We start from the raw sequence: 23,392 nt of genomic DNA on the forward strand, positions 1-23,392 counted from the left end.
GCACTTCAGGTGCAATTCCTATCTTTGCAGCATCATATGCGCTCCCTAGCTTCAGCACTTCAGGTGCAATTCCTATCTTTGCAGCATCATATGCGCTCCCTAGCTTCAGCACTTCAGGTGCAATTCCTATCTTTGCAGCATCATATGCGCTAGGAATTTCCTTCAACTCACTTGATTCAGTTATTAACGGTTTATCTTTGTCATCTAGCATCTCTGTCCCTCCACTAAAAGTAATAATTTATTTTTCATTGTTTTTAATTATCAATAAGACAAAATTCAAAACTATGCATAAACTAAAATCTTGGTATTTACATTATACCAGTTGTCACTTGGTTATTTTTTGAAATTGTTTGTCCTATTTAAGTAAGTTGATGGTGAAAGGTTACTCCTTAAACAAACGCTATACTACTGATAATCTTCTTCGCTTGGCTTTCATTCTCAGAATGATATACATTGGACTGTATACGCTTAATTTCATTTCAAATTATTGTTCTCTCCTGCTTCCTCAAGTCCAGTAATGAAGCTTAAGACATGTATTGTAGCGTTGGGATCATGTTTCCCTCTCAAATGCTAAACGCTTCTAAAATACTAAACCATTCCTTTCTATTGCGAATGATTATGACTATCCATACGTTCTTCTGGATACTATGCCACAGTCTGTCTGTTACCTAATATGGATTAGGTAACACTTTTCATATATAAAAACTACATTAATTACAAATAATGTATTTATCTACTACTAATTATAGATTTTCAACAAAGTGTCCTTGAGACATGGACATCTGGAGAGTTAAGCCATGAGAATAGGTTTTAAAATGCCCTAGTGAAAATTCCTTGTAGCCTCCACTTATAACAAAGGAGACTATCGCTAGGCTCCTTCCTGTTGTATATCATATTCGCCATCTATATATATATATCTCATATCAGTGAAATCTGAATCAAGCTCATTGACTCTTTTGGTCAACCTTGGCATGTCAGCCTTCACAAGCATGATCACTCTTTCTAGTTGCTCCAATCTTTTCCCAAATCGTTCTTCCCTCAGTGCTGAACCATCGCTAACCGCAAGTTTCTCTACCAATTCCTCCAGCATATCCTCTACTCGCTTGTTACTCTCCCTTTGTTCCCTTATAAAATCCTGTAACTCATTCTGTAAGCCTCTGATATCTTCATTCATATTGAATTACCTTTCATCTATGGAATTTTAGTTGTTAATATGAATAATATAATTTCGTATGATACTTGCTATCGTTCATTGTTTTCAATTCATGTAAACTTCAGCCAACTTTTTGATTTCTTTCAATTTCAGCTTCACTCAAAATTAGCAGCTCTCAGCGATTGAATTAATGGCATTTCAAGGCTTTTTCACAAATACTATCGCTAGGTAACAGGCGTCGCGGCGTAGAACTGTTAAACAGGCTACCCGATTAATATGGTAGCCCGATACCTTATTTCGTTTTAGAATCCTCATAACGCATTCCAGCTTTCAAGTAAACCCTCAATGGTAGATTCCTTGTTCATCATATCCATGTTCTAACGTCATGCCGCTGATATTAAAGTCTTCACTCTCTTGTTCGTCTTCAAAGTCCTCTTCCTCAAAATCTAAACCATCATCGTCTTCACCTATAAATTCAATCTCCTCAACATCTTCCTTGCTATTCCACCGTTGAGTATTTCTATTCATAGTCTCTTTATTTATTTTTAAGAAATCTTCATATTTCATAACACTTTTGCAAATCTTATGCTCAAGCTTTTTTCCACCTTTTCCGTTATTTCTATAAAAAGAACATAACACATTTTTCTCATTCATAACTTTGATATATTTATGGATTGTATCTTGATGACTTCCCAATGTTGCTGCCATCTTTGTAATCGTCATAAAAGCCTTTTGTTCTAGACCATTTGACAACTTAGACATCAAGCAATGTAATGGAAGGTATTTGTCACTTAGTTTTTTTCCCTTATACAATTCGAGCATGTCTAAATCTACAGAAATCCATAAATCATCAGCACTCTTTATCTCGTCCACTCGCTGTCCTTCTTTCATAACTGAAACAGTCTGTGGCACATCAATTGCTCTCAGCACAATTAGCTCTTTAACTTTAGTTTCTTTTTTTTCATCTTTTAACCTGTCCCATCTAGTTGGCTTTTCTAGTTTAATAATCTTCTTTCTTATGAGCAATTTCAATAATTCTATGGTTTCATCAGCAGAATAACCACTTTCATGCCTTAATTCTGTGATTGTAGTATAGAATAAGAACTCCTCATTTAAATTTTCTCTTTTCAGTCTATATTTGCATAGAGTCAAGTACATGTTAAGTCCTTTGTAGCCTATATCCAAAATCTTTCTTTTTTTATTTTTTTGGTCGAACCAAGATGATTTAATCTTTACGCTTCCATATAACTTCTCCAAGTTACTCTAGTCTCCAATGTATAAATTTTTTGGTAATTCTGCCCGAAGGGCATTAGGCGAAGCCAATCAAAGAATTAGTAAGCTTCGCTTGCTAAGAGATATTAATCTTTATTAAGGGAGTATATTAATAATATTTAATATGTCCTATTATCAGGAGATTTGGCATCGTCGTAACATCCTTATTAATCTAATTTTCAGCTTATTGTCATTAGTTCCATTTCAAGACTTCTGAGATTAATTCTTATTAAACATGGCTAACATCATTCCGTTTACTTTTGATCTGTATATCCTGATTTCGAGACTTTTGTCACTACAAATTAAAAATGGATACCCTGTTATTGGACGGTTTGTCAGCAAACTGAACAGTCATATCCTAACTTATCGAACGTGGTCATTGTGGTTTGCAAATTTCATATGCTTTCTCGGTAGTAATAAGAGCTTAAAAAAAGCTACCTGTCATTTTACGTAATCCACTTCAATTCAGCTCCTTTCGAAGTCCGCAGATAGGGAACAAAACTCTACTCTCCATGGACTTCGAAATACTCAAACCTTTCAGTTCACGTTCACTGTGTCTTCAATATATCTGCTCATAACTGACTTTAACAATCTGAGAACGGATAAGATCCATCACTGTTTCAAGCTAATTTGTAGCGATCATTGTTTTAATTTCACTCATTTCAGTTTGAATATTGTCGTACATTGTCTTTAGTTCCTCATACATCTGCAACATAGCAGCTTTTGCCACATCGTTATAACCAGCTTCTATGTTCATGAGATGTACCCTTTGCTCAAGTTCTGACAATTTCTCATTGATATTCGCTTCCATGTTTCTATTCCTCCATTATAGAAATATTATTTTTCGCGCTCTTCCCTAGACAAGCGTATTGCCTCTTCAACTGACATATCAGCATTTTTTGGCAGCTCACCAAGTTCCTTTCTCATGAGAAAATACACTTGTCCACATTCCACGCACTCCCACCCTTGACACATTTCTAAATCTTCATTTTCTTTTTCTATCTCTGCAAAGCTATTACTACTACAAATACACATGGCTGGACGCGAAAGCACATAATACACTGGATTAGCCTCGTCACGAATTATGAAGGGCTTCATCATCTCTTTTCCGCCAACGTTAACGTATGGTAATGGCTCAATCCCAATAATGCCTGATTTGCAAACATCAATAACGCATGTATGAGCAGCTTCCTTTGCAATAGGAGTATCCTGATCAAAGAGAATAAGTATCTCCTGCTCTGATTCAGTAATTATTGCGTTGTACATCGGAAACTCCACCTCACCAACTTTGGGCAAATGTATATCAATTAGGGACTCATCACCATCTCGCTTGTTAATAATTCTTATTCCTAACAAATTGTCCGCAGCATCGTAAAGAAGGAAACAACATATATCAGAGCGCGTCTTAGTTCTCTCATGCTTGTGTTCCTCGCTGTCTTTTAAATAGATATACATCATGCAGTCCTCAGATATTGTAATTTGCAAGTCCATCCCTCCAGTTCTTCAAGTGAATTTTACTTGATTCTACCAATTTCGCGTTCCAATTCACCAATCCGAGTCCAACAGGTTTTAATATCCATCCAGTTCGTCGCTAGTAGCTGCTCTAGTCTTCTTACTCGTGCTGGTAGGGTAAAATGTGAGGTATTCTCAATCCCCTCACTCTGAATAGCCTTCAATTGTTCCTTAACCTCTTTGAGTTCAGTAGATAGCTTGTCTAGCATCATGGATTTATCACTACTCATATAGCGAACCTCCGTTTAGTTTTGAATTGTTTATTCCCCAAGTTTTCAATCCATTCAACTGTTGGCTTGAAGTTTTCATCATGTATTGATTTTCCCCTTATACTATTAAAATACGCTGGACCCCTTTTCCATACTCTGTCTATTTTTACATATTCGTTTATCAGATACTTATATATGCCTGTATCATAAAAAGCTTTTTGATAATTCAAGATTGGTTTATACCTATTAATTAACTCCAGTTCAAGAAGCAACATATCTACATATGAGGATACGTACCAAACCGTAACACCACCACAGTAAAACCCATGGAAATTCATATCAGCCAAGGAACCAGATGCCATTCCAATATATTTTTGGATTGTTCTGCTTCGAACCTTCCTTGATGCACCAACATTTAATATAGTTGAATAAGCATTTTTCAAGCCATATACAGCTTCTACGTCTGCCTCTATGTCATAAGGATTCTCATACTCAACACTACGAAAATTCGACTCACATCCTAGAAATGAAAATAACAATTTTCTGTATTTTAGGGACTCATAATACACACTCCATTTTTCTTCTTCAGTAGTTTTCTCTGTGATTGCTATTAACATTCTGCGTCAATCTCCTAAAGGTGTTATCTTATGTTTATTTATCTCTGTTATTCCAGGCTCTCCATATCAAATAAACGATAATGACAAAGCAACCACCTAATCCAAACCCCTTAACGTAGGACATTTGAAATTTCTCATTCGTTAGCTCTATTACATTCATCTTCACATCTAAGAATCGTATATTCATATTTATCAGAATGATTTTTTGCTCCTTCCTAGGTAATACGAATAACCTTCATGGGTACTGACAATCTCTTTTTGTTGACATTCAAGTCTTTTCAGATTATAGTTATCACATAAACTGAAAATTTATAATGTGATATCTGTATAAACATCATTTTTAGTACAGATAAATATGTGTGCTTACTATACTTTACTATATCTCAAATAGTCAAGAGCATTTTGATGCTCTTTTTTTTGCGTTGAAAGATAATTTCAAACGCACACTTTTCCTGACTTGTCACCAGAGCAGCTCCTATACGTTGTACCGCTCTCTCTTTGCTACTCCAACACTCCCATGCTTCAGTCTTTTAAGAGGCGCTCTACTCTATTTGAATTGCTCTCAGCCCCATATTCATGCTTCAAACCTTCTCGTCACAGAACAAAAATAGGACTACGCAATATCTAGGGAAGTGGCTATGTATCCTTTAAGCGAAGATTTTCAATACCATGACAGTTATTTCATTGTTGGGAATCCATGGATTCTAATATTTATTGTGATTGTTCTTACTCTGTTTGGCGTGATGATCTATAGGCTTATAAAAGAAAAGTAGTACCCAACCAATTAACATTTTACTGGCTTCGCCCAAGGTTTCCTTTGAAAGCGACAAAGAGTACTCCACCCAACTCGCCAGTTGATGAAAAGTGATGAATTTCTATAAAATAGTAAAGGACGACTTTTCGGGTCGCCCTTTTTTTTGAATACTCATGCTGTTTTTCGTGTTTTCTCTCCACTAATTAAGTTCCACACATGTTCCACAGTATCATTCATTCTTGCATGGTATATCCATTCACCTGTAATTCCTGATGCCTCCAGAAGCTCTACCATCCACGCAGGGACAGCTTCAATGAATAATGCTTCCAGAGCTAGTTTCTTGCTGTTACAATACAACGATTCAAATTCAGAAAATGAAATTTTCGATTGCACATGTTGCATTTTGTGCTGGCGAAAATCACAGATATCAGCAGGAATTGTATCAATATTACCACTCCAGAAGCCGTTCCACTCTCTCAGATCAGCTTCGTTTTGTAATAAAAAGTCCAGTTTTTGCAACCAAAATGGGATGTACGTTGTTGTATTGTAGAAGTTCTAGCCAAGTTTTCTTTGAATTTCCAAGGTCATTGAGTATTGATTCGTAGGTCTTTCCGTTTCCCAGCATTATAGATCATTCTCCTTCGTAAAATAGGCATAGTTAAACAAGGAAATATATATACACTCCTTCATTAAAATGATATGATCGTTTTAAGTTTATATACGTTAAACGACTATATTTAAACTATAGGACTATAGACGTTTAATGTCAATAGTTTATTATTTATTCATTGGAGGAGTATTATGAAAAACATGTTTTCTCTTCATTGCAATCTTGCTCAAATCCTTACCAATAAAGAAATTACACCATACAAACTGTCGAAAGAAACCAACGAAAGAATAGGTACAATCTACAAGTTGGCTAACAATGATGTTGAAGGAGCAAGACTCCCAGCTTCTTTACTGGCAAACGTTTGTGGGTATTTGGATATAACGCTGGACGAATTGTTTACTATCGTAGGGAATAAAAAGGAGAATGAACTATGATCTCTGATAATGCTTTGAATGAGATGGGAGTTATCAAAAGCAAAGATGGGGTATTCATTCCGAAAGACTTCTGTCTGGTTACGCTGCTGAATCATTATCAAACTGAAAACACTGTGCTAACTGATGAAGAACACAATGCGATATCTAATTTCCTTTTTCATCTAGAGCTGGATTTAGGAATCTGTGACGGAACGAAACAAAAATACATGAAACAGAGAGTTGTTGAAGCGGAGTAAGCGGCTCATTCGCTCATATACTTCGTGGCTCTTCCTGCTTGTTCCCCTGACTAAGGGAAAAGGAAGTGCTAAACTTTATAATGGTTTGTTCTCAGCACCATACTCACATTTTCATCCAGTAACGACTGCCACGGTGTCAGCAAAAAATGTTTTTGTCCCACGTGGCTTTTGATTTATCATACCGTCAGACTTCATTAATAAGTTTTAGACTGAGCCTAGTAATTGATAAAGCTATAGCCAAGGACATGAAAATAAAGTCCTAGATTTTCGCTGGTCATTGAGCTAACATTACACATTAGCTCAATGAATTTCAGCCTGACAAAAAGGGTATATGCCTTGATGCGTAGATATGTTATTATGCATAGCTACTTATGAGATCACTCAATAGAATTTTTTCTGTTTTGGAATCTCCATCCTTCTTACACATTACATAGATGTTATCTGAGGTATTGTCAAACGTAGAAATATCCTCACTAAACCACCTCATAAATTTTTCAATAAATTCGTATAACGAATAATTATACAAAATAAAAATTCCGTTCCTGTAATTATAATCCCGTATAAATATGCTAATTGTTTGGAAATCTTTTTTTATTTGCTTCTTAACTAATACACCTTTTACTTCAATTACTATTTCGTTATTAGAATGCGAGCCAGCACTATGCAGAATAAAATCTGGGTTTTTCTGATCTACTCTCCTGAAGTCACGATGACCTCTCTTATCAATTTCACCACACAACGATAACTCAGGTTCGTCTCCCATAATCATTCTTATCTGATGATACAATTCATAACAAAAAACTCTTTCCCTAATAACATTAGTAGAATAAGTAGTAATAACATCGTGATATCTACTCTCCACTTTATTTAAAGCACTTTCAATGATTTCTAATTTTGATTCCACAGACGACCCTCCAACAGTAATTTTCGCGTAACCTTCTCTTTTATAAATTTTGCAAACTCACCATACCTGAAGTTTTCTCGAACTAATTAAGTTATCATACCCGTTAGCGTAATATGACGCTACCAATCTAAAACTATATTTTCTTCTACTACAGAATCGAAAAAGTTGTATCACAGCTTACGAATCCTATTGAATTGCGCTAATATTCGATTTAAATAGTAGACATAGAGTAATAGAGGAAAAGGGGTATCTAAATGTTTTTCAAGCATTCTACACCCCTTGATTTTACCCTCAAATGTTCGGTTTCGAGGGAGCCTCTGGACGTGATCGAAACCCCTGAGATTAGGATATGCCAGTGGATGTGAGGAAAGCCTTATGGGACAAGGGATTGAGAGCAAATTTTGACACGCTGCTCCGTGATTGAAACCTCCGTTTTGCCCTCTGACGAGGCTCTGCGGCGTGATTCAACCCTCCGAAATTAGGATATAATATTCTTTTTTATATCTTTAATATTCTCTTATATATCTCCGGTGAACGGGGTTCCCCGTTGGGGCGGCTTCGCCTTTGGACGCTTCGCTTGTTGGGCTTCGCCCATGGCTTCCTTCGGAAGCGAAATACGTTGATACAGGTAAAATGACAAAGAGTAATCCACCCCCCAACCCTGAGAAAGTTGATGGATTACTTTTTGCGTAGTGCTTCTTTGTGAAAAATACTTCTTTGTCCTGAAAGACATGAACAAAAAGAAATAATCCGCCCACCCTCAAAAAGTGACGGATTACTCTTTGTATGCAAATAACAAGGAAAATAATAGCACAAAAATATATAAATGCAAGTTTTCCCAAAACCAAAAATCAAATCATACCTCACCACAACCATCCCACATCATTTAAATGCCGCTGTATCCTCTATGGGCAGATTTACCTATTCTGTTTCTACAGAAGGTATCCACTGATATTTGAATCGCTCTGAGAGCGTCTCTGAGAGTAAAGAAATGATCATCCTTCCACACTTTAATTTGCCGCTAATCAGATATTCTTCTAAACTCTAAGCTTATTGAAGATCTAATGATATATCGTACAACATCAGCATCTTCTGGCATAGTTGCAGCATTAGAATTAATATCCACCTTCCTTTGCATATCAATCTGACAGATACATTAATCAGCATCATAACTCTTCAATGAAAGTCAGCGGACTATGTTTCTGATATTTCTTCCCAATCTCTTCGTCTGAAAAATCAAGATATGCTTTTTGAGTAACCTCCACTGAGGAATGACCTAATATTCTACAAAGACTAAACCAATCCCCTCCATTCAATATATAATATTTTGCAAAATTGTTTCTTAACAGATGTGGGTGGACATGAACTCCAACTTTTTCACCAGCTTGACGTAAAGCTCGTTCATAATTCCGCACTTCAAGCTGCGTACCTTTGGTGGTAGGAAACATAAATGGACTGTCAGAATATCTATCTCTGAACCGCAACCATGATTTTAACTCATTTGCAGTTTTATAGGAAAAATAAACGAAACGTTCTTGTTTGTTTTTTGCGTTTATCACATGGATACTCTTATGCTGGAAGTCAATATTCTCAGGCAATAAACTCAAACATTCACCAACACGCATTCCAGTATCAAGAAGTAGTCTGGTGATCACACGATTTCTGTAACCATGAAATGTACTGGATTCAAATTGATTAAAAATACCTTTGAGCTGATTAGGTGACAAAGTTTGCTTTAACTTGCGTTCAACTTTAGGATTCTCTATTTTCTCCATAGGATTCTTGGTAATTTCTTTTTCGACCTGATAAAGGTAATTGAAAAAAACTTTGATATTTCGGACGTAATTAGAAATTGTAGACGTTGATACTTCTGAGTTGTAATCTTTTCTGCCTTCTGGATGGTTGTTATGATTTGAATTTGACGCAGCAACTACTGTGTATTTGCCACGCTCCCTTAGATACTTGATGTAGTGCCTCATATGTCCTGTTTGAATTTTCTTGACTTCTTCAATTTGGAATTCGTTTTTAAGATACAGCATAAAAAGCTTCAGTGTCTGTTCGTAACTCGCAAGTGTTTTCCGTGACAAATTCTTGGATGAACAATAAAGCATAAAGTTGTCCAATTGAAATTGCATGTCTGTCATAAAAAAATACCGCCCTTCATTAGGTTTTTGACAAACCCAATAAACAACGGTATCAGTACATTTATCATATAGAAGTTAGTTGGCTTCAAGCGGCTGATTTAAGATGTTTACCGCCATAATTGTTCTGACTGTAAACACCTACCAGCAACCCACAATCCCTTACCACGCACTGCCCCTAACCCTTTCAACTAACCTTATGCTCAATCCGCAGCTTGTCTGCTACCATGGCAATAAATTCCGAGTTAGTAGGCTTAGATTTGGAGATATTAATGGTGTAGCCGAATAAATGGCTGATGGAGTCGATGTTGCCACGGGTCCAAGCCACTTCAATTGCATGGCGAATCGCGCGTTCTACGCGTGAAGGCGTGGTCTTGAATTTCTCTGCTATGGCTGGATAGAGTGTTTTTGTAATCGCACCAAGGATCTCGATATTGTTATATACCATGGTGATCGCTTCGCGCAGGTACTGATAGCCCTTGATATGTGCTGGAACACCGATTTCATGGATGATCGAGGTAATGTTAGCATCAAGATTCTTGCCCTTCGTAAGCGGCACTACATTCGATCTGGACGTCGACGAATAGTTGTACATGTTAGAGGATGAGCTCATGCTGCCTTGGACCCCTACAAGCTGACGTACACGATTTGCCAGGACCTCCATATCGAACGGTTTCAAAATATAATAGGATGCACCAAGCTGTACAGCTCTTTGAGTGATGTTCTCCTGACCAAAAGCGGTCAGCATGATGATCTTCGGTTGAGGATTCAGATCCATATCACGCAGACGTTCCAAGACACCCAGACCGTCTAAATGTGGCATGATGATATCAAGAATAAGGACATCGGGAACTTTGCGTGCTTCGCTTAGCATTTGAAGCACTTCTTCACCATTGTAGGCGATACCCGTTACCGTCATATCTTCTTGTTCAGAAATGTATTCGGAAAGCAAATTCGTAAACTCCCTGTTATCATCGGCCAACAACACTTCAATATTCTGCACTGGCTGCTTCCTCCTTAATTATATCTGCTATTCGAAAATAACATTTTTTTCTTGTCTCTTAACATTTTCGACATGGAGATTGAATTCCCTTCTGTCGAAAATTATTTTTCTTTATTTTTTTTCTGGCATGGATTATAATTAAATATTTTATTTCAAAGTTCGATGATCTTCGTATTCCTTCGACAAAAAAATCTTAAGGCTAAACCGCCTTAAGATTTAATGGATACCTATTCTCCTGTAGGGTTACACCAGAATCCTTAAGCATCCATTCGATGAAGCAACCATAGCCGGACTTAGGATCATTTACAAACACATGAGTTACAGCGCCGATGAGCCGTCCATTTTGAACGATTGGACTTCCACTCATCCCTTGAACGATACCACCTGTCTTATCAATTAATCGCGGATCTGTGATACGAATGACCATACCCTTCGTCGCCGGCGTCTGCTGATGTGCCACATGAATGATCTCAACCTTAAATCGTTCTACCTGCTGCCCATCTACAACGGTAAGAATTTCAGCTGGACCTTCCTTGACTTGATTGCTCATTGCTACAGGAATAGGTTCTTTATAAAGACTATGCTCGGGATTACGACTCATTTTACCGAAGATGCCAAAATCTGTGTTACTCTCCACATTACCAAGCACTTGGCTTTCTTTTAAGAAATGGGCTCGTTTCTCACCCGGATCGCCATCCTGGCTTTTAGAAATCGAAGTTACACTGGACTGAACAATATGACCGCTGCCAACAACAATTGGTGTTCCTGTATTCATGTCCGTAATCACATGTCCTAAAGCTCCATAAACCCCCTGTTTCGGGGCATAAAAAGTTAACGTGCCGACACCCGCTGCAGAATCTCGAATGTACAGGCCTAACCTCCAGACTTTGTCATTAATATCATACGCAGGTTTCAGCTTGGCTGTATGCTCTTTCCCAGCGCGTTTAAAGACAATCGTCAGAGAATTATTCGCTTTTCCAGCACGATCCACAAGCTTGGCCACCTTAGATAACTCGTCCAACTTCTCTCCATCAATGGAGATCATCAAATCACCTGGCACCAAACCGCTGACCTCACCTGGGGAAAGCTTGGATTTCTCGGATACTTCAATCAGATGATGTCCAACAACCAGAACACCTGCTGATTTCACCTTTACTCCGATCGTTTGACCTCCCGGGATCACCTTCAGTTCCGGTTTCATTCCATGCGCAGTCACCTTGGCAGGTTCACTGTTCAGTGGTGCGGCAAAACTTTGGTGGGTTCCCGTTATGCCCGATAAACTAAGAAAGAAGGCAAATAAAAGGCCTGGCATTAACTTCCTGAGGTTAGGCTTCAATGGCTGTCACGCTCCCTTTTGCTTCTTTCGCTTGACGAAAAAGGTGGTCGCCAATTGCGTACCTATAAGATAACCTTGCCCCCAGGCTTTTATTACTGTCAATCATTGTTCCGCTTAGCTTGTTGCAGCCTTACTTGCCTCGGCCAAATTAAGCATTTCCTGCGAATGGTGCAATGTTTTTTCGGTAATTTCCACCCCACCCAGCATTCGGGCCAGCTCCATTACACGTCCATCATTCGAGAGTGATTCCACTTCCGTCATGGTTCTTCCGTCCTCAACCTTTTTGCGGATTAAGTACTGATGATCAGCCATACAAGCCACCTGCGGTAAGTGCGTAATGGAGAACACCTGACAAGTGGAGGACAGCTTATACAGTTTATCTGCAATGGATTGAGCAGCCCGACCACTCACACCGGTATCTACCTCATCAAAAATCAGAACTGGAATCGCATCATGACGCGCAAAAATACTCTTCATTGCCAACATAATTCGCGACAACTCACCACCCGAGGCAATTTTGCCAAGAGGTCTTAACGGCTCGCCAGGGTTAGGGGAAATCATAAATTCCGCAATGTCGATCCCTTGTCTTGTAAGACGAATACGCCGACCCTTATAATCAACTCCACGTGGGTCCTCCAACGTGTCTAATTTAACCTGTAGCGAAGTTCTTTCCATCTGAAGATCTTTAAGCTCACTCTCCACTTGCGTGGCTAAATCAGACGCACACAGCTTCCGTGCTTCACTTAATTCAGTAGCTGCTTCCATCAATACAGACAGCAATGCATCGCGTTTGGTCGTCAGTTTCTCCAGATATTCATCTTTATTCTCAAGCAGATCGGTTTCCCGATGGATTTGTTCATAATAAGCCAAGATCTGTTCTACACTATCTCCGTATTTACGGCGGAGGCCGGTAATTAAATCGAGACGATTCTCGATTTCTTCGAGTCGCTGTGGATTGAATTCGATCTCTTCTCGGTAATCACGAAGCTGAAATGCAGCATCCTCTAGTTGATAATAAGAAGATTGCAGCTGCTCAAGCACGGATTTAAGACCCTTTTCATCATAACGAACCGCATCCTCGAGTCTGGAAATGACATTACCTATGGATTCTAAGCCTTGTCTATCGTAGAGAAGCTCATATGCACCGGATACGGAATCCATCATTTTCTCACTGTGGGATAGTTTGACCCGTTCTTCGGCAAGTAATTCATCTTCTCCCGGTTTTAATGCTGCAGATGAAATTTCTTCTAACTGAAAACGGTACAAATCAAGCATTTGATAAGCCTTTTGGCTAGATTCCTGCAGCTCTCGGAGCTCTTTCTCCACTTTTGCAAAGGCTGAATACCTTTCCTGATATACCGCTTTTAGCGGCCCGATAATGGGTTCGCCGTATGTATCTAACAGTCCCAAATGTCGTTCTGCCTTCAATAAGTTTTGGTGTTCATGCTGTCCATGAATATTAACCAGCTGCTCGCCAATTTCACGTAGCATAGTAAGATTGACCATCTGTCCGTTTACACGTGATGTACTTTTACCCTGAGAGGTGAGCTCACGGCGTATTATAAGATGCTCCTCACGCTGAGCCTCAATGCCAAGACGCTCTAAAGTATCCCAGACGGGATGACCGCTTGGGAGGCTGAAGAGCGCTTCCATCTCTGCTTTTTCACAACCGTAACGAATAGAATCCGCGGAGCCGCGCCCTCCGGCAATCAGTCCAAGCGCATCAATAATAATGGATTTACCTGCCCCAGTCTCCCCTGTGAGCACATGGAAGCCAGGATAAAAATGCACATCTACCGCCTCAACGACGGCTAGATTGCGGATAGACAAGGTTTCTAACACTAATAGAGCACCTCCGAGAAGATGATAAGAATATAATGAAATTTATACTTTCTTATAATTTAAGAAATGTAACCCATGATTTGTGAAATTACAGTCTTACTGTCCTCAGGCTGGCGGCAAATAATTAGAATGGTATCATCACCAGAGATGGTCCCCATAATTTGTGGCCAGTCAATATTATCAATCAAAGCAGCGACTGAGTTAGCCGTCCCTGGTAAGCATTTCATCACCACAAGATTAGCCGATGAATCGATCTGCACAAAATTATCCACCAAAACGCGCTTCAGCTTCTGTATTGGATTGTACCGTTGGTCAGTTGGAAGCGAATATTTGTATCTTCCATCATCCATAGGAACCTTGATGAGCAATAGCTCTTTAATGTCTCGAGATACTGTAGCTTGGGTAACCTGGAAACCAGATTCACGCAAGGCTTCTACCAGCTCGTCCTGTGTCTCGATATCCTTTTGCGTAATAATCTCACGTATCTTAATATGTCGTTGACCCTTCATTGTTGCCTCCTAAAAGTTTTGTAAGCGACACTTCCAGATTAGCAGCGACAAAACTACATCGGAAGCATGGACTTAGTTTTGTAAGCGATGCTCCCCGAATTGCTTCGGCAAAACTACTTCGGAAGCATACACCTAGTTAAATATGGACTCAGTTTGATTCTCCGTCATCTCTGCCAAGCTTAATCACTTGAATAGATCCCGCTGCAGTATTTACATACAAAACTCCGCTACATTCCGGATAAATCAGCAAGTACGGAAGCAAGGTATCTCGTAAGCCACTGCCTGTGAAATCCAAAGGTTTGCGTGGTCTAGAAAGAATAACCAAATATATTGATCCTTCCTCTTTAGTCGCCACATAATCTATAAATAACCGGCTATACATCTGCGCCCCGTTTACGTTGAAGGACAACGGGATTTTGAGCTTCCCTCCAACGACCTCGTACCCTTCATCCTCTAGTATGTCTATAGATGGGTGAGGAATAATCACTTTATTAAACGGGATCTGATCCTTCATGAAAGAACGCGGAGAACTTTGCAGCCATATATATATCCGATAAATTATAAAAATCGATAATGCTACTCCAATAAACGCCATGACGACCTTGTCAGAGCTACCCGCCACTATCAATCACCTCGGTGATTTATTCGCGTGAAGCCATGCCAATTCCTTCTTCTAAGCTGCCTTTTTAGAAGCTTTCCGAATAATTGTTATTTTCCATATGGAAAAAGAAACTCACCGGCGCGATGAGTTTCCATGAGTCGAATTTACATTAAAAGTACCCGTAGCCTGCTTAATCACTTCATCCGCTAGGGATGGAGAATCCTCCACTGGAATGACTGATGATACAGCATCTGAAGGCTGTAATGTACCTTCTTCAGTTTCCGCCGATTCAGGCGTTAGTCTCCAGTGAGCAAGAAACTCAATATTGCCCTCCCCACCTGTAATCGGTGAAAAGGTTAATCCCTGCAGCTGGTAACCCAGCTCTGCCGCCATGGTCAGTACATTAATTAATACCTCTTTATGAACAGCAGAATCACGAATTACACCTGATTTACCAACCTTCTCCCGTCCTGCCTCAAACTGTGGCTTGATCAGCGCAGCAATATCCGCCGGGCGCTTAAGCAAAGCTTTGAGCGGTGGAAGAATTATTTTTAAGGAGATAAATGAAACATCAATACTCGCAAAATCTGGAATCGGACCCACCAAATCTGGAGGCGTCATATATCGGAAATTCGTTCGTTCCATCACACTAACGCGTTCATCATTACGCAGCGACCAATCCAGCTGATTATAGCCAACATCAATCGCGTACACATGGCTTACCCCATTCTGAAGTGCACAATCCGTAAAGCCTCCAGTAGAAGCACCGATGTCCAGCATGGTCCGTCCCGTAAGATCAATATTAAATTGGCGTAGAGCCTTCTCCAGCTTTAGGCCCCCACGACTGACATATGGATGCACAGAGCCTTTAACCTTAAGGGTAGCCTCCCGTGACACCTTCATACCAGCCTTTTCAATGCGTTCTTCATCCGCGAGCACCAGTCCTGCCATAATGGCTGCTTTAGCCTTCTCACGGCTTTCATAAAAACCTTGCTCAACAAGTAGTACATCTATCCGTTCTTTACGGTGTTCCATGGTCATCTCCCGATCGTTCAAAGGGTTGCTAATTTCCGGCTTCCATTTAGGAAGACGAAGTTGTTTTGTAGTTATAAGCACTCAAAGCCATCATGGACTTGATACGTGCACATAGCGCTTCTACAGTAAGACCTGTTTCCTGGCGCTGTTCTTTAATAGAGCCGTGCTCCACAAAGATGTCAGGTACACCCATCAGATGTACACGAGCATCATAAATTTCATTCTCTGCGTAGAATTCTAATACCGAGCTTCCGAGGCTTCCCGCTTGGCAAGCCTCTTCAATAACAACCATGTTGGTTCCAGCGTGAGCCAAATCAAGCAGCATGGAGTTGTCGAGTGGCTTCAGGAACCGCGCATTCACGACGCCTACCTGAATCCCTTCCCGCTTCAGTAAATCAGCGGCTTCTTCAGCCACTTGAACCATAGGTCCACAGGCTACAACAGCATAACCTTCGCCTGTACGCAGTCGTTCCCATGATCCGATTGGAATAGTACGCAGCTCAGGATCCATTGCTACACCTGTACCGTTAATACGCGGATAGCGATAAGCAATCGGACCGTCATTATATTCAAGCGCCGTCTTCATCATATGACGCAGCTCATTTTCGTCTTTTGGCATCATCATCACCATATTCGGAATATGGCGCATAAAAGCAACATCGTACACACCCTGATGAGTCTCACCATCCGCACCTACAAACCCCGCGCGGTCAATGGCGAACATAACATTCGCGTTATGCCGGCAAATATCATGGACGATCTGATCATAGGCACGCTGCATGAAGGTAGAATACACCGCATATACCGGCTTCATCCCTTCCATAGCCAAAGCTGCACAAAGCGTAGCCGCATGTTGCTCGGCAATCCCGACATCAATCATACGATCGGGAAATTCCTTAGCAAAAGGAAATAAACCCGAGCCTCCTGGCATCGCAGGTGTAACAGCAATCAGACGGGAATCTTCCCGACCCAGTTCGATCAGCGTCTCGCCAAATACTTCCGTGTACATTGGAGGACCCACAGCTTTAAGCGCCTGACCCGACTCAATTTTGTATGGTGAAATGGCATGTGATTTATAGAAATCGGTCTCAGCCGGTTTGTAGCCCTTACCTTTAGTTGTTAGTACATGTACCAACACAGGTCCAGCCACGTTATCTGCTTGGTGGAAGGTATCAATCATCTTCTCCAGATCATGTCCGTCTACAGGACCGAGATACGTAAACCCGAGCTCTTCAAACAATACTCCAGGTACCATCATATATTTGAGACTATTCTTTAACTGTTCAGCAGTCTTCGCTAATCGTCCTCCGATGGCAGGAATCTTCTTAAGCAGCCCTTCGACCTCGTCTTTGGCACGCAAATAGTGGCGATCTGAACGTATTTTACTTAGATAATTATGCATCGCCCCTACATTAGGAGCAATTGACATTTCATTATCGTTCAAAATAACCATCAGCTTACGCTTCTCATGGCCAATATGGTTAAGTGCTTCAAACGCCATTCCACCAGTAAGAGCACCGTCACCAATCACAGCAATAACCTTATTGTCTTCACCCTTGAGATCGCGAGCCATCGCCATCCCCATTGCTGCAGATAATGAGGTACTGCTATGTCCAGCTTCCCACACATCATGCTCACTTTCGGTGCGCTTAACGAAGCCGCACAAGCCCTGATATTTACGCAGGGTATCGAAGCGGTCTTGACGACCAGTCAGAATCTTGTGGACGTAAGCTTGGTGCCCTACGTCGTAAATCATTTTGTCACGAGGGCTGTTATAACAATAATGCAAAGCCAAAGTGAGCTCCACGACTCCCAGATTGGATCCGAGGTGCCCCCCAGTTGCTGTAAGCTTCTCAATCAGAAATCGACGAATTTCCTCCGCTAAGGTAGTTAATTCATCGACTGACAATGATTTTAGTTGCTTAGGATCATTTATTTGTGGAAGCAGCACGTATAGTTCCCCGCTTTCCTAGATGTTGTAAATTATATAAAACCCATTATAACACAAACGAAACGGCTGTCGAAATACAGCCGTTTCGAAAGTTCATAATTAGTGATCACGTGCCATTAAGTAATCTGCAATTTCCAGCAGGCGCTGGCTGTCATGAAAACCACCGTTCAGAACAGCATTTCGGGCTGTTTCTGTAAGCTGCTTCACTTCTTCTCGCGATGCTTCGAGACCGATAAAATAAGGATAGGTTACTTTATGCTGCTTAACATCACTGCCTGTTTTTTTGCCAAGTTTACCTTCGTCTCCAACCAAATCTAGAATGTCATCTTGGATTTGAAAAGCGAGTCCAATGGCTGTTCCAAATTTATGCAAAGCCTCAAGCTGCTGCTCGTTAGCACCTGCAATACGACCGCCAGCTAGTAGCGAAAAGATAATCAAATCTCCTGTCTTATGCAGATGAATGTACTTTAGCTGTGCAAGATCGGTTAGACCCTGCTCGCCTTCCATATCTGCAATCTGACCGCCAACCATACCACGAGGGCCTGCCATTTCCGCCAAATCCTCCACGATGGATAGTACACTTTCCGCAGGGACGCCAAATTTACGTGAGGCTTGTACCACACTGTAGAAAGCATGGGTCAGAAGGGCATCACCCGCAAGAATAGCGGTCGCTTCGCCAAAGACTTTATGATTCGTCAGCTTCCCGCGCCGATAATCATCATTATCCATGGCAGGCAAATCATCATGAACTAACGAGTAGGTATGTACCATCTCTATAGCAGCAGCGACAGGCAGGGCAGCCTCTCGATTTCCTCCTAGTGCTTCACATGCGATAATCACCAGCAGTGGCCGGAGGCGTTTGCCCCCAGCCATAAGTGAATACTTCATGGCTTGCTGCAAATTCTCTGGAACCATCCATTGTGTGGGGAGAATAACCTCTAGTTCATGTGAGACTAGATCGCTTAAGGACGCGATGTAATCCTCCAGTGGCTGACGCACTGTTTCTCCTTCAGAGCTTCTCTCAAGCTCATGCTCAAAGCGAGTCATCGGCGTCCCCTTCCAGACGTGCACCAAACGGCTTCTTACGCAGTTCTCCGTCCTCTAGGGTAATCATTTCGATCTTACGCTCTACCTGCTCAAGCTTGCTGCCGCAAAGCTGAGATAACTTCATACCTTGCTGAAATAAATCGATGGCCTTCTCCAGGGGAACGTCGCCGTGTTCAAGCTCACGTACGATTTCCTCCAGCCGGTCCATGGCGCCTTCAAAATCAAGTTCCGCTTCCTTCGTCATCGTCTTTGCCATCCTCCTTCATTCCCCATACCTGGCAGTTCAGCTGTCCGTCATTCATCTTTATCACTACAAGATCGCCAAGCTGTACTTCGGTCAGCGATTTGATTAAATGTTCTTCTGCTTCGTCATAGACTAAGCTGTAGCCTCTCGACATAACTTTAAGAGGGCTCAGTGCATCCAGATGACGAATCTCCGCTACATAGCGAGCTCGCTTCTCCTGCAGGCGGGCCTGCATAGCACCCATCAGCTCACGGCGTATGCTTTCGGTGCGCTGACGCGCAGCGGCAACACTGCCGTGCGGATGGAACCGCTGCAGACTATGATGCAGCACAGCTTTGCGCTCGCGGGCACGGCTAAGCCGTGCATCCGCTGAGCGCTGGAGCCGCTCACGCAGCTGATCCAGCCGCTGCGTGTGCTGCATCAGCGAGCGGCGCGGGCCTGCCAGCGCCAGCGAGCGTTCCAGCCCCGCGTGACGCTCGCGTCCGCGCTGGGCGCGTCTTTGCAGCGCTTGGCGGAGCCGCTGTTGCTGCTGGCGAAGCTGCGCAGCTAGCTCGCCGGCGTGTGGCACGGCCAGCTCCGCGGCCGCTGTGGGCGTAGCCGCGCGGAGGTCGGCGGCGAAATCGGCAATCGTGAAATCGGTCTCGTGGCCAACGGCCGAGATGACCGGAATCCTTGATGCCGATATCGCTCGCGCGACTTCCTCCTCGTTAAACGCCCACAGCTCCTCGAGCGAACCGCCGCCGCGGCCGACGATAAGCACGTCGGCCTCACCCATGCGGTTCAGCGCTCCAATCGCCTTCACGATCGAAGGCGCGGCGCCTTTGCCTTGCACCAGTACGGGATAGATTACAATAGCCACCTGCGGGAACCGCCGCTGGAGAGTAATCACGATATCCCGCACAGCTGCACCCGTTGGCGAAGTAATCACGCCAATGCACTTTGGAAAGCGAGGCAAAGGGCGTTTACGCGCTTCTGCAAACAGCCCCTCTTGCTCAAGCTTGCTCTTCAGCTGCTCATAGGCTAAATATAGACTACCAATTCCATCAGGCTGCATGTGAGTGGCATAGAACTGATACTGCCCGTCCCGTTCATATACGGTCACATTACCTCTAGCAATTACCCGAGCACCTTCCTTCGGAATAAAGGGTAGGCGCTGGTTATGAGAAGCAAACATAATCGCCTTGATCCGACTGCTCTCATCCTTTAGCGTGAAATACATATGACCGCTACCATGATGCGTAAAGTTGGAAATCTCTCCGCGAATCCATACATCCGAAAGTAAATTATCCGAGTCTAGCTTCATGCGGATGTAACGGTTGAGTTCTTTTATCGAATAGACCTGCCGCTCTGCCGCCATGAATTCCTACCCCTATTCCAAGCCGTGACGGCGTTTAGCCGCAATCAGCGTATTGCTCATCAGCATTGTAATCGTCATCGGTCCAACCCCACCCGGAACAGGTGTGATGTATCCGGCAACTTCTTTTGCACTATCATAATCAACGTCACCCGCAAGCTTACCGTTATCCAAACGGTTCATACCCACATCAATGACAACAGCACCCGGTTTCACGTACGAAGCGTCAATGAAATTCGCGCGTCCGATCGCAACAACTAGAATATCTGCTTGGCGGCTAATTTCTTGCATATTAGCTGTACGGGAATGGCACATCGTCACAGTAGCATTCTCACGTTGCAATAACAAAGACACTGGCTTACCTACAATATTACTGCGGCCAATGACCACAGCATGTTTACCAGCCATTCCTGTTCCTGTACGTTTGATTAGTTCAATTACACCTGCAGGTGTACAAGGAAGCAGACTGTCAGCACCAATCACTAGGTTACCTACATTTACAGGGTGGAAGCCGTCAACGTCTTTCTCCACGGAGATCGCATCAATAACAGCTTTTTCCTCAATATGCTTAGGCAATGGAAGTTGAACTAGAATCCCATCAATATCATCGCGTCCATTAAGCTGCGCTACGAGAGCCAGCAATTCTTCTTGAGTAGTAGACTCATCCAGTTTATGCACTTCCGAATGGAAACCAAGGCTGATACAAGATTTTTCCTTGTTGCGAACATAAACTTGTGATCCTGGATCTTCACCTACTAGAATTACTGCCAGACCGGGCTTCACGCCACGTTTCGCCAGTTCAGCAACCTCCTGGGCAATACCAATACGAATTTCCTCAGATACTTGTTTACCACTGATGATTGCTGCTGTCATGATAGTCTCTCCCCTTTTATATACTTTACTATTGTACAAGCATAAACGCCTTCGGCGTCCTTATGTGGACGGTAAGCGTTTATGCGAGAAATATAAAACATAAAGAATAGGTGAATAACTTATACTTGCTTATATTTTTTTAAAATTAAGAATGGTCAGCTTTAATTGTATCTATCTCCTGGATCATCTTACCAAGCACACCGTTTACAAACTTACCGGAATCATCCGTTCCAAAATGCTTGGCCAAATCTATAGCCTCATTCACAGCAACCTTAGCCGGAACATCATTCGCGAACACCATTTCATACGCCGCAAGACGTAAAATTTGACGATCCACACGTGACAGACGGCTCATTTGCCAGCCTTTCAAGTAATGCTCAAGCATATCGTCAATTGCAACCTTGTGCTCCCACACACCGTTTACATGCTCCACCACATAGTGCTTAAGCTGAATTTCGTCCGTAATTACACGCTCTGTTTCATTCTCCTCTGAAGCTTCCTCCAGCAGCATTTCCACAGCTTCCGCGCTCTCTACATCGTTCATTTCCATCTGATACAGGCTTTGGACAATAATCTCTCTCGCTATACGTCTTTTCATGTGTTCCTCCTAAAATCTTATATCGCATTAACATCTTTACTCAAACTTCTATAACGTCGGGCAACCATAAATATAACTTCACACCTCAAGTGTGATAATAATTCAGACTTTAATGACATCGCCTATAATTATTTTAAGCCCAAATCCTTCGAATTCTATCCCTAATCCTTAGAGGATTATTGTCCGATGTCCGTTAAAGATATCTTTCACAATTAAAAAAACCGCAAAGTCTTTCTTCCAGGGGCATTGGACAACACAAACTTACGGCTTCCTGCTCCGGGAAAAAGACTATCGCGGTTCACTTGAAGGGACGCCAGCGTCCGGATAGACGCGTAATCAGCTCCTGCCACTGAAACAGGGGAGCCTCTGCGTTATCCTTTCTTTTGCCGAACGTATATCCGATGAACACTACCAGTGCAAAGAACAACATATCCCAAAAACCGCAAATTAAATATATCAAACCTAGACCAATGCCGAAAGTCACTCCGGCGATTCTACCCCCGTGACTTTCCCATACTTCTTTCCAAGACATAAGGGAAATTCACCTCTATTCCACTCGACTTTTGAAGCTTGGAGACTGCGTGAGGTTAGCAATGTATACAGACACATCAGCAACCGGAATACCGGTTGTCTCCTGCACAAAATCATGCACCTGACGTTGCACTTCTGTGGTTAGTAGCGGCAATGAATGTTCACCATCCACTACTGCGCGAATTGTAATTTCAAGGCCCGCCTGAGAAACGCGAATACGCGATTTGAGATCTCTGATTCCCTTCACTTTACCGGCAGCCTTCAGACTCAGATTCTCAATGGTCTCCACTGAAATCTGGATATCCCCATACTCTGTACGCTGATCAACAGAAGGTAAAGAAGCGCGATCACGACGCAAAGAGATATAGAAAAATCGGATGCTCAGAAGGAACAAGACAACTGCTACTACAATTGCAGTAATATAAGCTGCTGGTCCATTCTCAATCTCCAAAGTTTTAGGAATAGCACCGCTCAAGAGGAGGATGGCAATAACAGATAATATTCCGATACTTAAGCTGTAGACAAACAGCAAAAGTCTGTCCAAAATTTTTGCCACGAGTCTCATAACCTCCTTAAATTAGAGTAAACCCTCGACTTTACTGTCGGGGGTTTATGGAAGAACGACG

General features: G+C 42.0%; 27 protein-coding genes. 2 read left to right on the forward strand and 25 right to left on the reverse strand.

Going from position 1 to position 23,392, the window contains the following annotated elements:
- The 8 genes from ACFWMP_RS18325 to ACFWMP_RS18360 form a co-directional block, all read right to left on the reverse strand.
- Positions 1-211: hypothetical protein (locus ACFWMP_RS18325; RefSeq protein WP_379424419.1), on the reverse strand; the 211-nt coding region annotated here is incomplete at its 3' end.
- Between the two features lie 657 nt (positions 212-868).
- On the reverse strand, positions 869-1,174 hold the full coding sequence (locus ACFWMP_RS18330) for a hypothetical protein (protein WP_379424420.1): 306 nt from the start codon (positions 1,172-1,174) through the stop codon (positions 869-871).
- 321 nt (positions 1,175-1,495) lie between these two features.
- Complete coding sequence (locus ACFWMP_RS18335) at positions 1,496-2,410, reverse strand: hypothetical protein (RefSeq protein WP_379424421.1); 915 nt, start codon at positions 2,408-2,410, stop codon at positions 1,496-1,498.
- A gap of 640 nt (positions 2,411-3,050) precedes the next feature.
- Positions 3,051-3,236, reverse strand: coding sequence for a hypothetical protein (locus ACFWMP_RS18340; RefSeq protein WP_076219113.1), 186 nt, complete (start codon positions 3,234-3,236; stop codon positions 3,051-3,053).
- A gap of 26 nt (positions 3,237-3,262) precedes the next feature.
- Complete coding sequence (locus ACFWMP_RS18345) at positions 3,263-3,910, reverse strand: hypothetical protein (RefSeq protein WP_379424422.1); 648 nt, start codon at positions 3,908-3,910, stop codon at positions 3,263-3,265.
- Between the two features lie 29 nt (positions 3,911-3,939).
- On the reverse strand, positions 3,940-4,167 hold the full coding sequence (locus tag ACFWMP_RS18350) for a hypothetical protein (RefSeq protein ID WP_076219111.1): 228 nt from the start codon (positions 4,165-4,167) through the stop codon (positions 3,940-3,942).
- Positions 4,164-4,763 (reverse strand): GIY-YIG nuclease family protein, encoded by a 600-nt coding sequence (locus ACFWMP_RS18355; RefSeq protein ID WP_076219110.1) that lies wholly within the window; start codon positions 4,761-4,763, stop codon positions 4,164-4,166. Before ACFWMP_RS18355 ends, ACFWMP_RS18350 begins: the two co-directional genes overlap by 4 nt.
- Before the next feature lie 925 nt (positions 4,764-5,688).
- Positions 5,689-6,036 (reverse strand): hypothetical protein, encoded by a 348-nt coding sequence (locus ACFWMP_RS18360; protein WP_379424423.1) that lies wholly within the window; start codon positions 6,034-6,036, stop codon positions 5,689-5,691.
- Between the two features lie 282 nt (positions 6,037-6,318).
- Between ACFWMP_RS18360 and ACFWMP_RS18365 the strand changes: the two genes are divergently transcribed.
- Entirely contained in the window at positions 6,319-6,561 is a 243-nt protein-coding gene (locus ACFWMP_RS18365; protein ID WP_379424424.1) for a helix-turn-helix domain-containing protein, read from the forward strand.
- Entirely contained in the window at positions 6,558-6,797 is a 240-nt protein-coding gene (locus ACFWMP_RS18370; RefSeq protein ID WP_379424425.1) for a hypothetical protein, read from the forward strand. Before ACFWMP_RS18365 ends, ACFWMP_RS18370 begins: the two co-directional genes overlap by 4 nt.
- A gap of 355 nt (positions 6,798-7,152) precedes the next feature.
- On the opposite strand, the gene ACFWMP_RS18375 is transcribed toward ACFWMP_RS18370, so the two are convergent.
- The 17 genes from ACFWMP_RS18375 to amaP form a co-directional block, all read right to left on the reverse strand.
- Positions 7,153-7,701, reverse strand: a complete 549-nt coding sequence (locus tag ACFWMP_RS18375; RefSeq protein ID WP_379424426.1) for a hypothetical protein — start codon at positions 7,699-7,701, stop codon at positions 7,153-7,155.
- 517 nt (positions 7,702-8,218) lie between these two features.
- The gene (locus tag ACFWMP_RS18380) at positions 8,219-8,341 is read right to left on the reverse strand and encodes a hypothetical protein (protein WP_379424427.1); all 123 of its coding nucleotides are present in this window, start codon (positions 8,339-8,341) and stop codon (positions 8,219-8,221) included.
- A gap of 526 nt (positions 8,342-8,867) precedes the next feature.
- Complete coding sequence (locus ACFWMP_RS18385) at positions 8,868-9,845, reverse strand: tyrosine-type recombinase/integrase (protein ID WP_379424428.1); 978 nt, start codon at positions 9,843-9,845, stop codon at positions 8,868-8,870.
- 184 nt (positions 9,846-10,029) lie between these two features.
- Positions 10,030-10,845 carry a sporulation transcription factor Spo0A gene (spo0A, locus tag ACFWMP_RS18390; protein WP_042129795.1) on the reverse strand — a complete coding sequence of 272 codons (816 nt, stop codon included), beginning with the start codon at positions 10,843-10,845 and terminating at the stop codon, positions 10,030-10,032.
- A gap of 199 nt (positions 10,846-11,044) precedes the next feature.
- Positions 11,045-12,157: a SpoIVB peptidase gene (gene spoIVB, locus ACFWMP_RS18395; RefSeq protein WP_081382880.1), complete on the reverse strand. Its 1,113-nt coding sequence runs from the start codon at positions 12,155-12,157 to the stop codon at positions 11,045-11,047.
- 138 nt (positions 12,158-12,295) lie between these two features.
- Positions 12,296-14,023 (reverse strand): DNA repair protein RecN, encoded by a 1,728-nt coding sequence (recN, locus tag ACFWMP_RS18400; RefSeq protein WP_379424429.1) that lies wholly within the window; start codon positions 14,021-14,023, stop codon positions 12,296-12,298.
- A 59-nt stretch (positions 14,024-14,082) separates the two neighbouring features.
- On the reverse strand, positions 14,083-14,532 hold the full coding sequence (ahrC, locus tag ACFWMP_RS18405; RefSeq protein WP_042190440.1) for a transcriptional regulator AhrC/ArgR: 450 nt from the start codon (positions 14,530-14,532) through the stop codon (positions 14,083-14,085).
- A 148-nt stretch (positions 14,533-14,680) separates the two neighbouring features.
- Positions 14,681-15,046 carry a hypothetical protein gene (locus tag ACFWMP_RS18410; protein ID WP_262495691.1) on the reverse strand — a complete coding sequence of 122 codons (366 nt, stop codon included), beginning with the start codon at positions 15,044-15,046 and terminating at the stop codon, positions 14,681-14,683.
- A gap of 219 nt (positions 15,047-15,265) precedes the next feature.
- Positions 15,266-16,168: a TlyA family RNA methyltransferase gene (locus ACFWMP_RS18415; protein ID WP_379424430.1), complete on the reverse strand. Its 903-nt coding sequence runs from the start codon at positions 16,166-16,168 to the stop codon at positions 15,266-15,268.
- Between the two features lie 46 nt (positions 16,169-16,214).
- Positions 16,215-18,119, reverse strand: coding sequence for a 1-deoxy-D-xylulose-5-phosphate synthase (gene dxs, locus ACFWMP_RS18420; RefSeq protein WP_379424431.1), 1,905 nt, complete (start codon positions 18,117-18,119; stop codon positions 16,215-16,217).
- Between the two features lie 99 nt (positions 18,120-18,218).
- Positions 18,219-19,166, reverse strand: coding sequence for a polyprenyl synthetase family protein (locus ACFWMP_RS18425; protein ID WP_042190447.1), 948 nt, complete (start codon positions 19,164-19,166; stop codon positions 18,219-18,221).
- Positions 19,153-19,410: an exodeoxyribonuclease VII small subunit gene (gene xseB, locus ACFWMP_RS18430; RefSeq protein WP_042129807.1), complete on the reverse strand. Its 258-nt coding sequence runs from the start codon at positions 19,408-19,410 to the stop codon at positions 19,153-19,155. Before xseB ends, ACFWMP_RS18425 begins: the two co-directional genes overlap by 14 nt.
- Complete coding sequence (xseA, locus tag ACFWMP_RS18435) at positions 19,388-20,767, reverse strand: exodeoxyribonuclease VII large subunit (protein ID WP_379424432.1); 1,380 nt, start codon at positions 20,765-20,767, stop codon at positions 19,388-19,390. Before xseA ends, xseB begins: the two co-directional genes overlap by 23 nt.
- A 12-nt stretch (positions 20,768-20,779) precedes the next feature.
- Entirely contained in the window at positions 20,780-21,637 is an 858-nt protein-coding gene (gene folD / locus ACFWMP_RS18440) for a bifunctional methylenetetrahydrofolate dehydrogenase/methenyltetrahydrofolate cyclohydrolase FolD (RefSeq protein WP_042129810.1), read from the reverse strand.
- Positions 21,638-21,782: 145 nt separating this feature from the next.
- Positions 21,783-22,235, reverse strand: a complete 453-nt coding sequence (nusB, locus tag ACFWMP_RS18445; RefSeq protein WP_042190451.1) for a transcription antitermination factor NusB — start codon at positions 22,233-22,235, stop codon at positions 21,783-21,785.
- Positions 22,236-22,533: 298 nt separating this feature from the next.
- Complete coding sequence (locus tag ACFWMP_RS18450) at positions 22,534-22,767, reverse strand: DUF2273 domain-containing protein (protein ID WP_042190453.1); 234 nt, start codon at positions 22,765-22,767, stop codon at positions 22,534-22,536.
- 15 nt (positions 22,768-22,782) lie between these two features.
- Positions 22,783-23,322 carry an alkaline shock response membrane anchor protein AmaP gene (gene amaP / locus ACFWMP_RS18455; protein WP_042129814.1) on the reverse strand — a complete coding sequence of 180 codons (540 nt, stop codon included), beginning with the start codon at positions 23,320-23,322 and terminating at the stop codon, positions 22,783-22,785.
- Positions 23,323-23,392: the final 70 nt, after the last annotated feature.

This window comes from Paenibacillus sp. NPDC058367, assembly GCF_042723305.1.
Lineage (GTDB): Bacteria > Bacillota > Bacilli > Paenibacillales > Paenibacillaceae > Paenibacillus_AQ.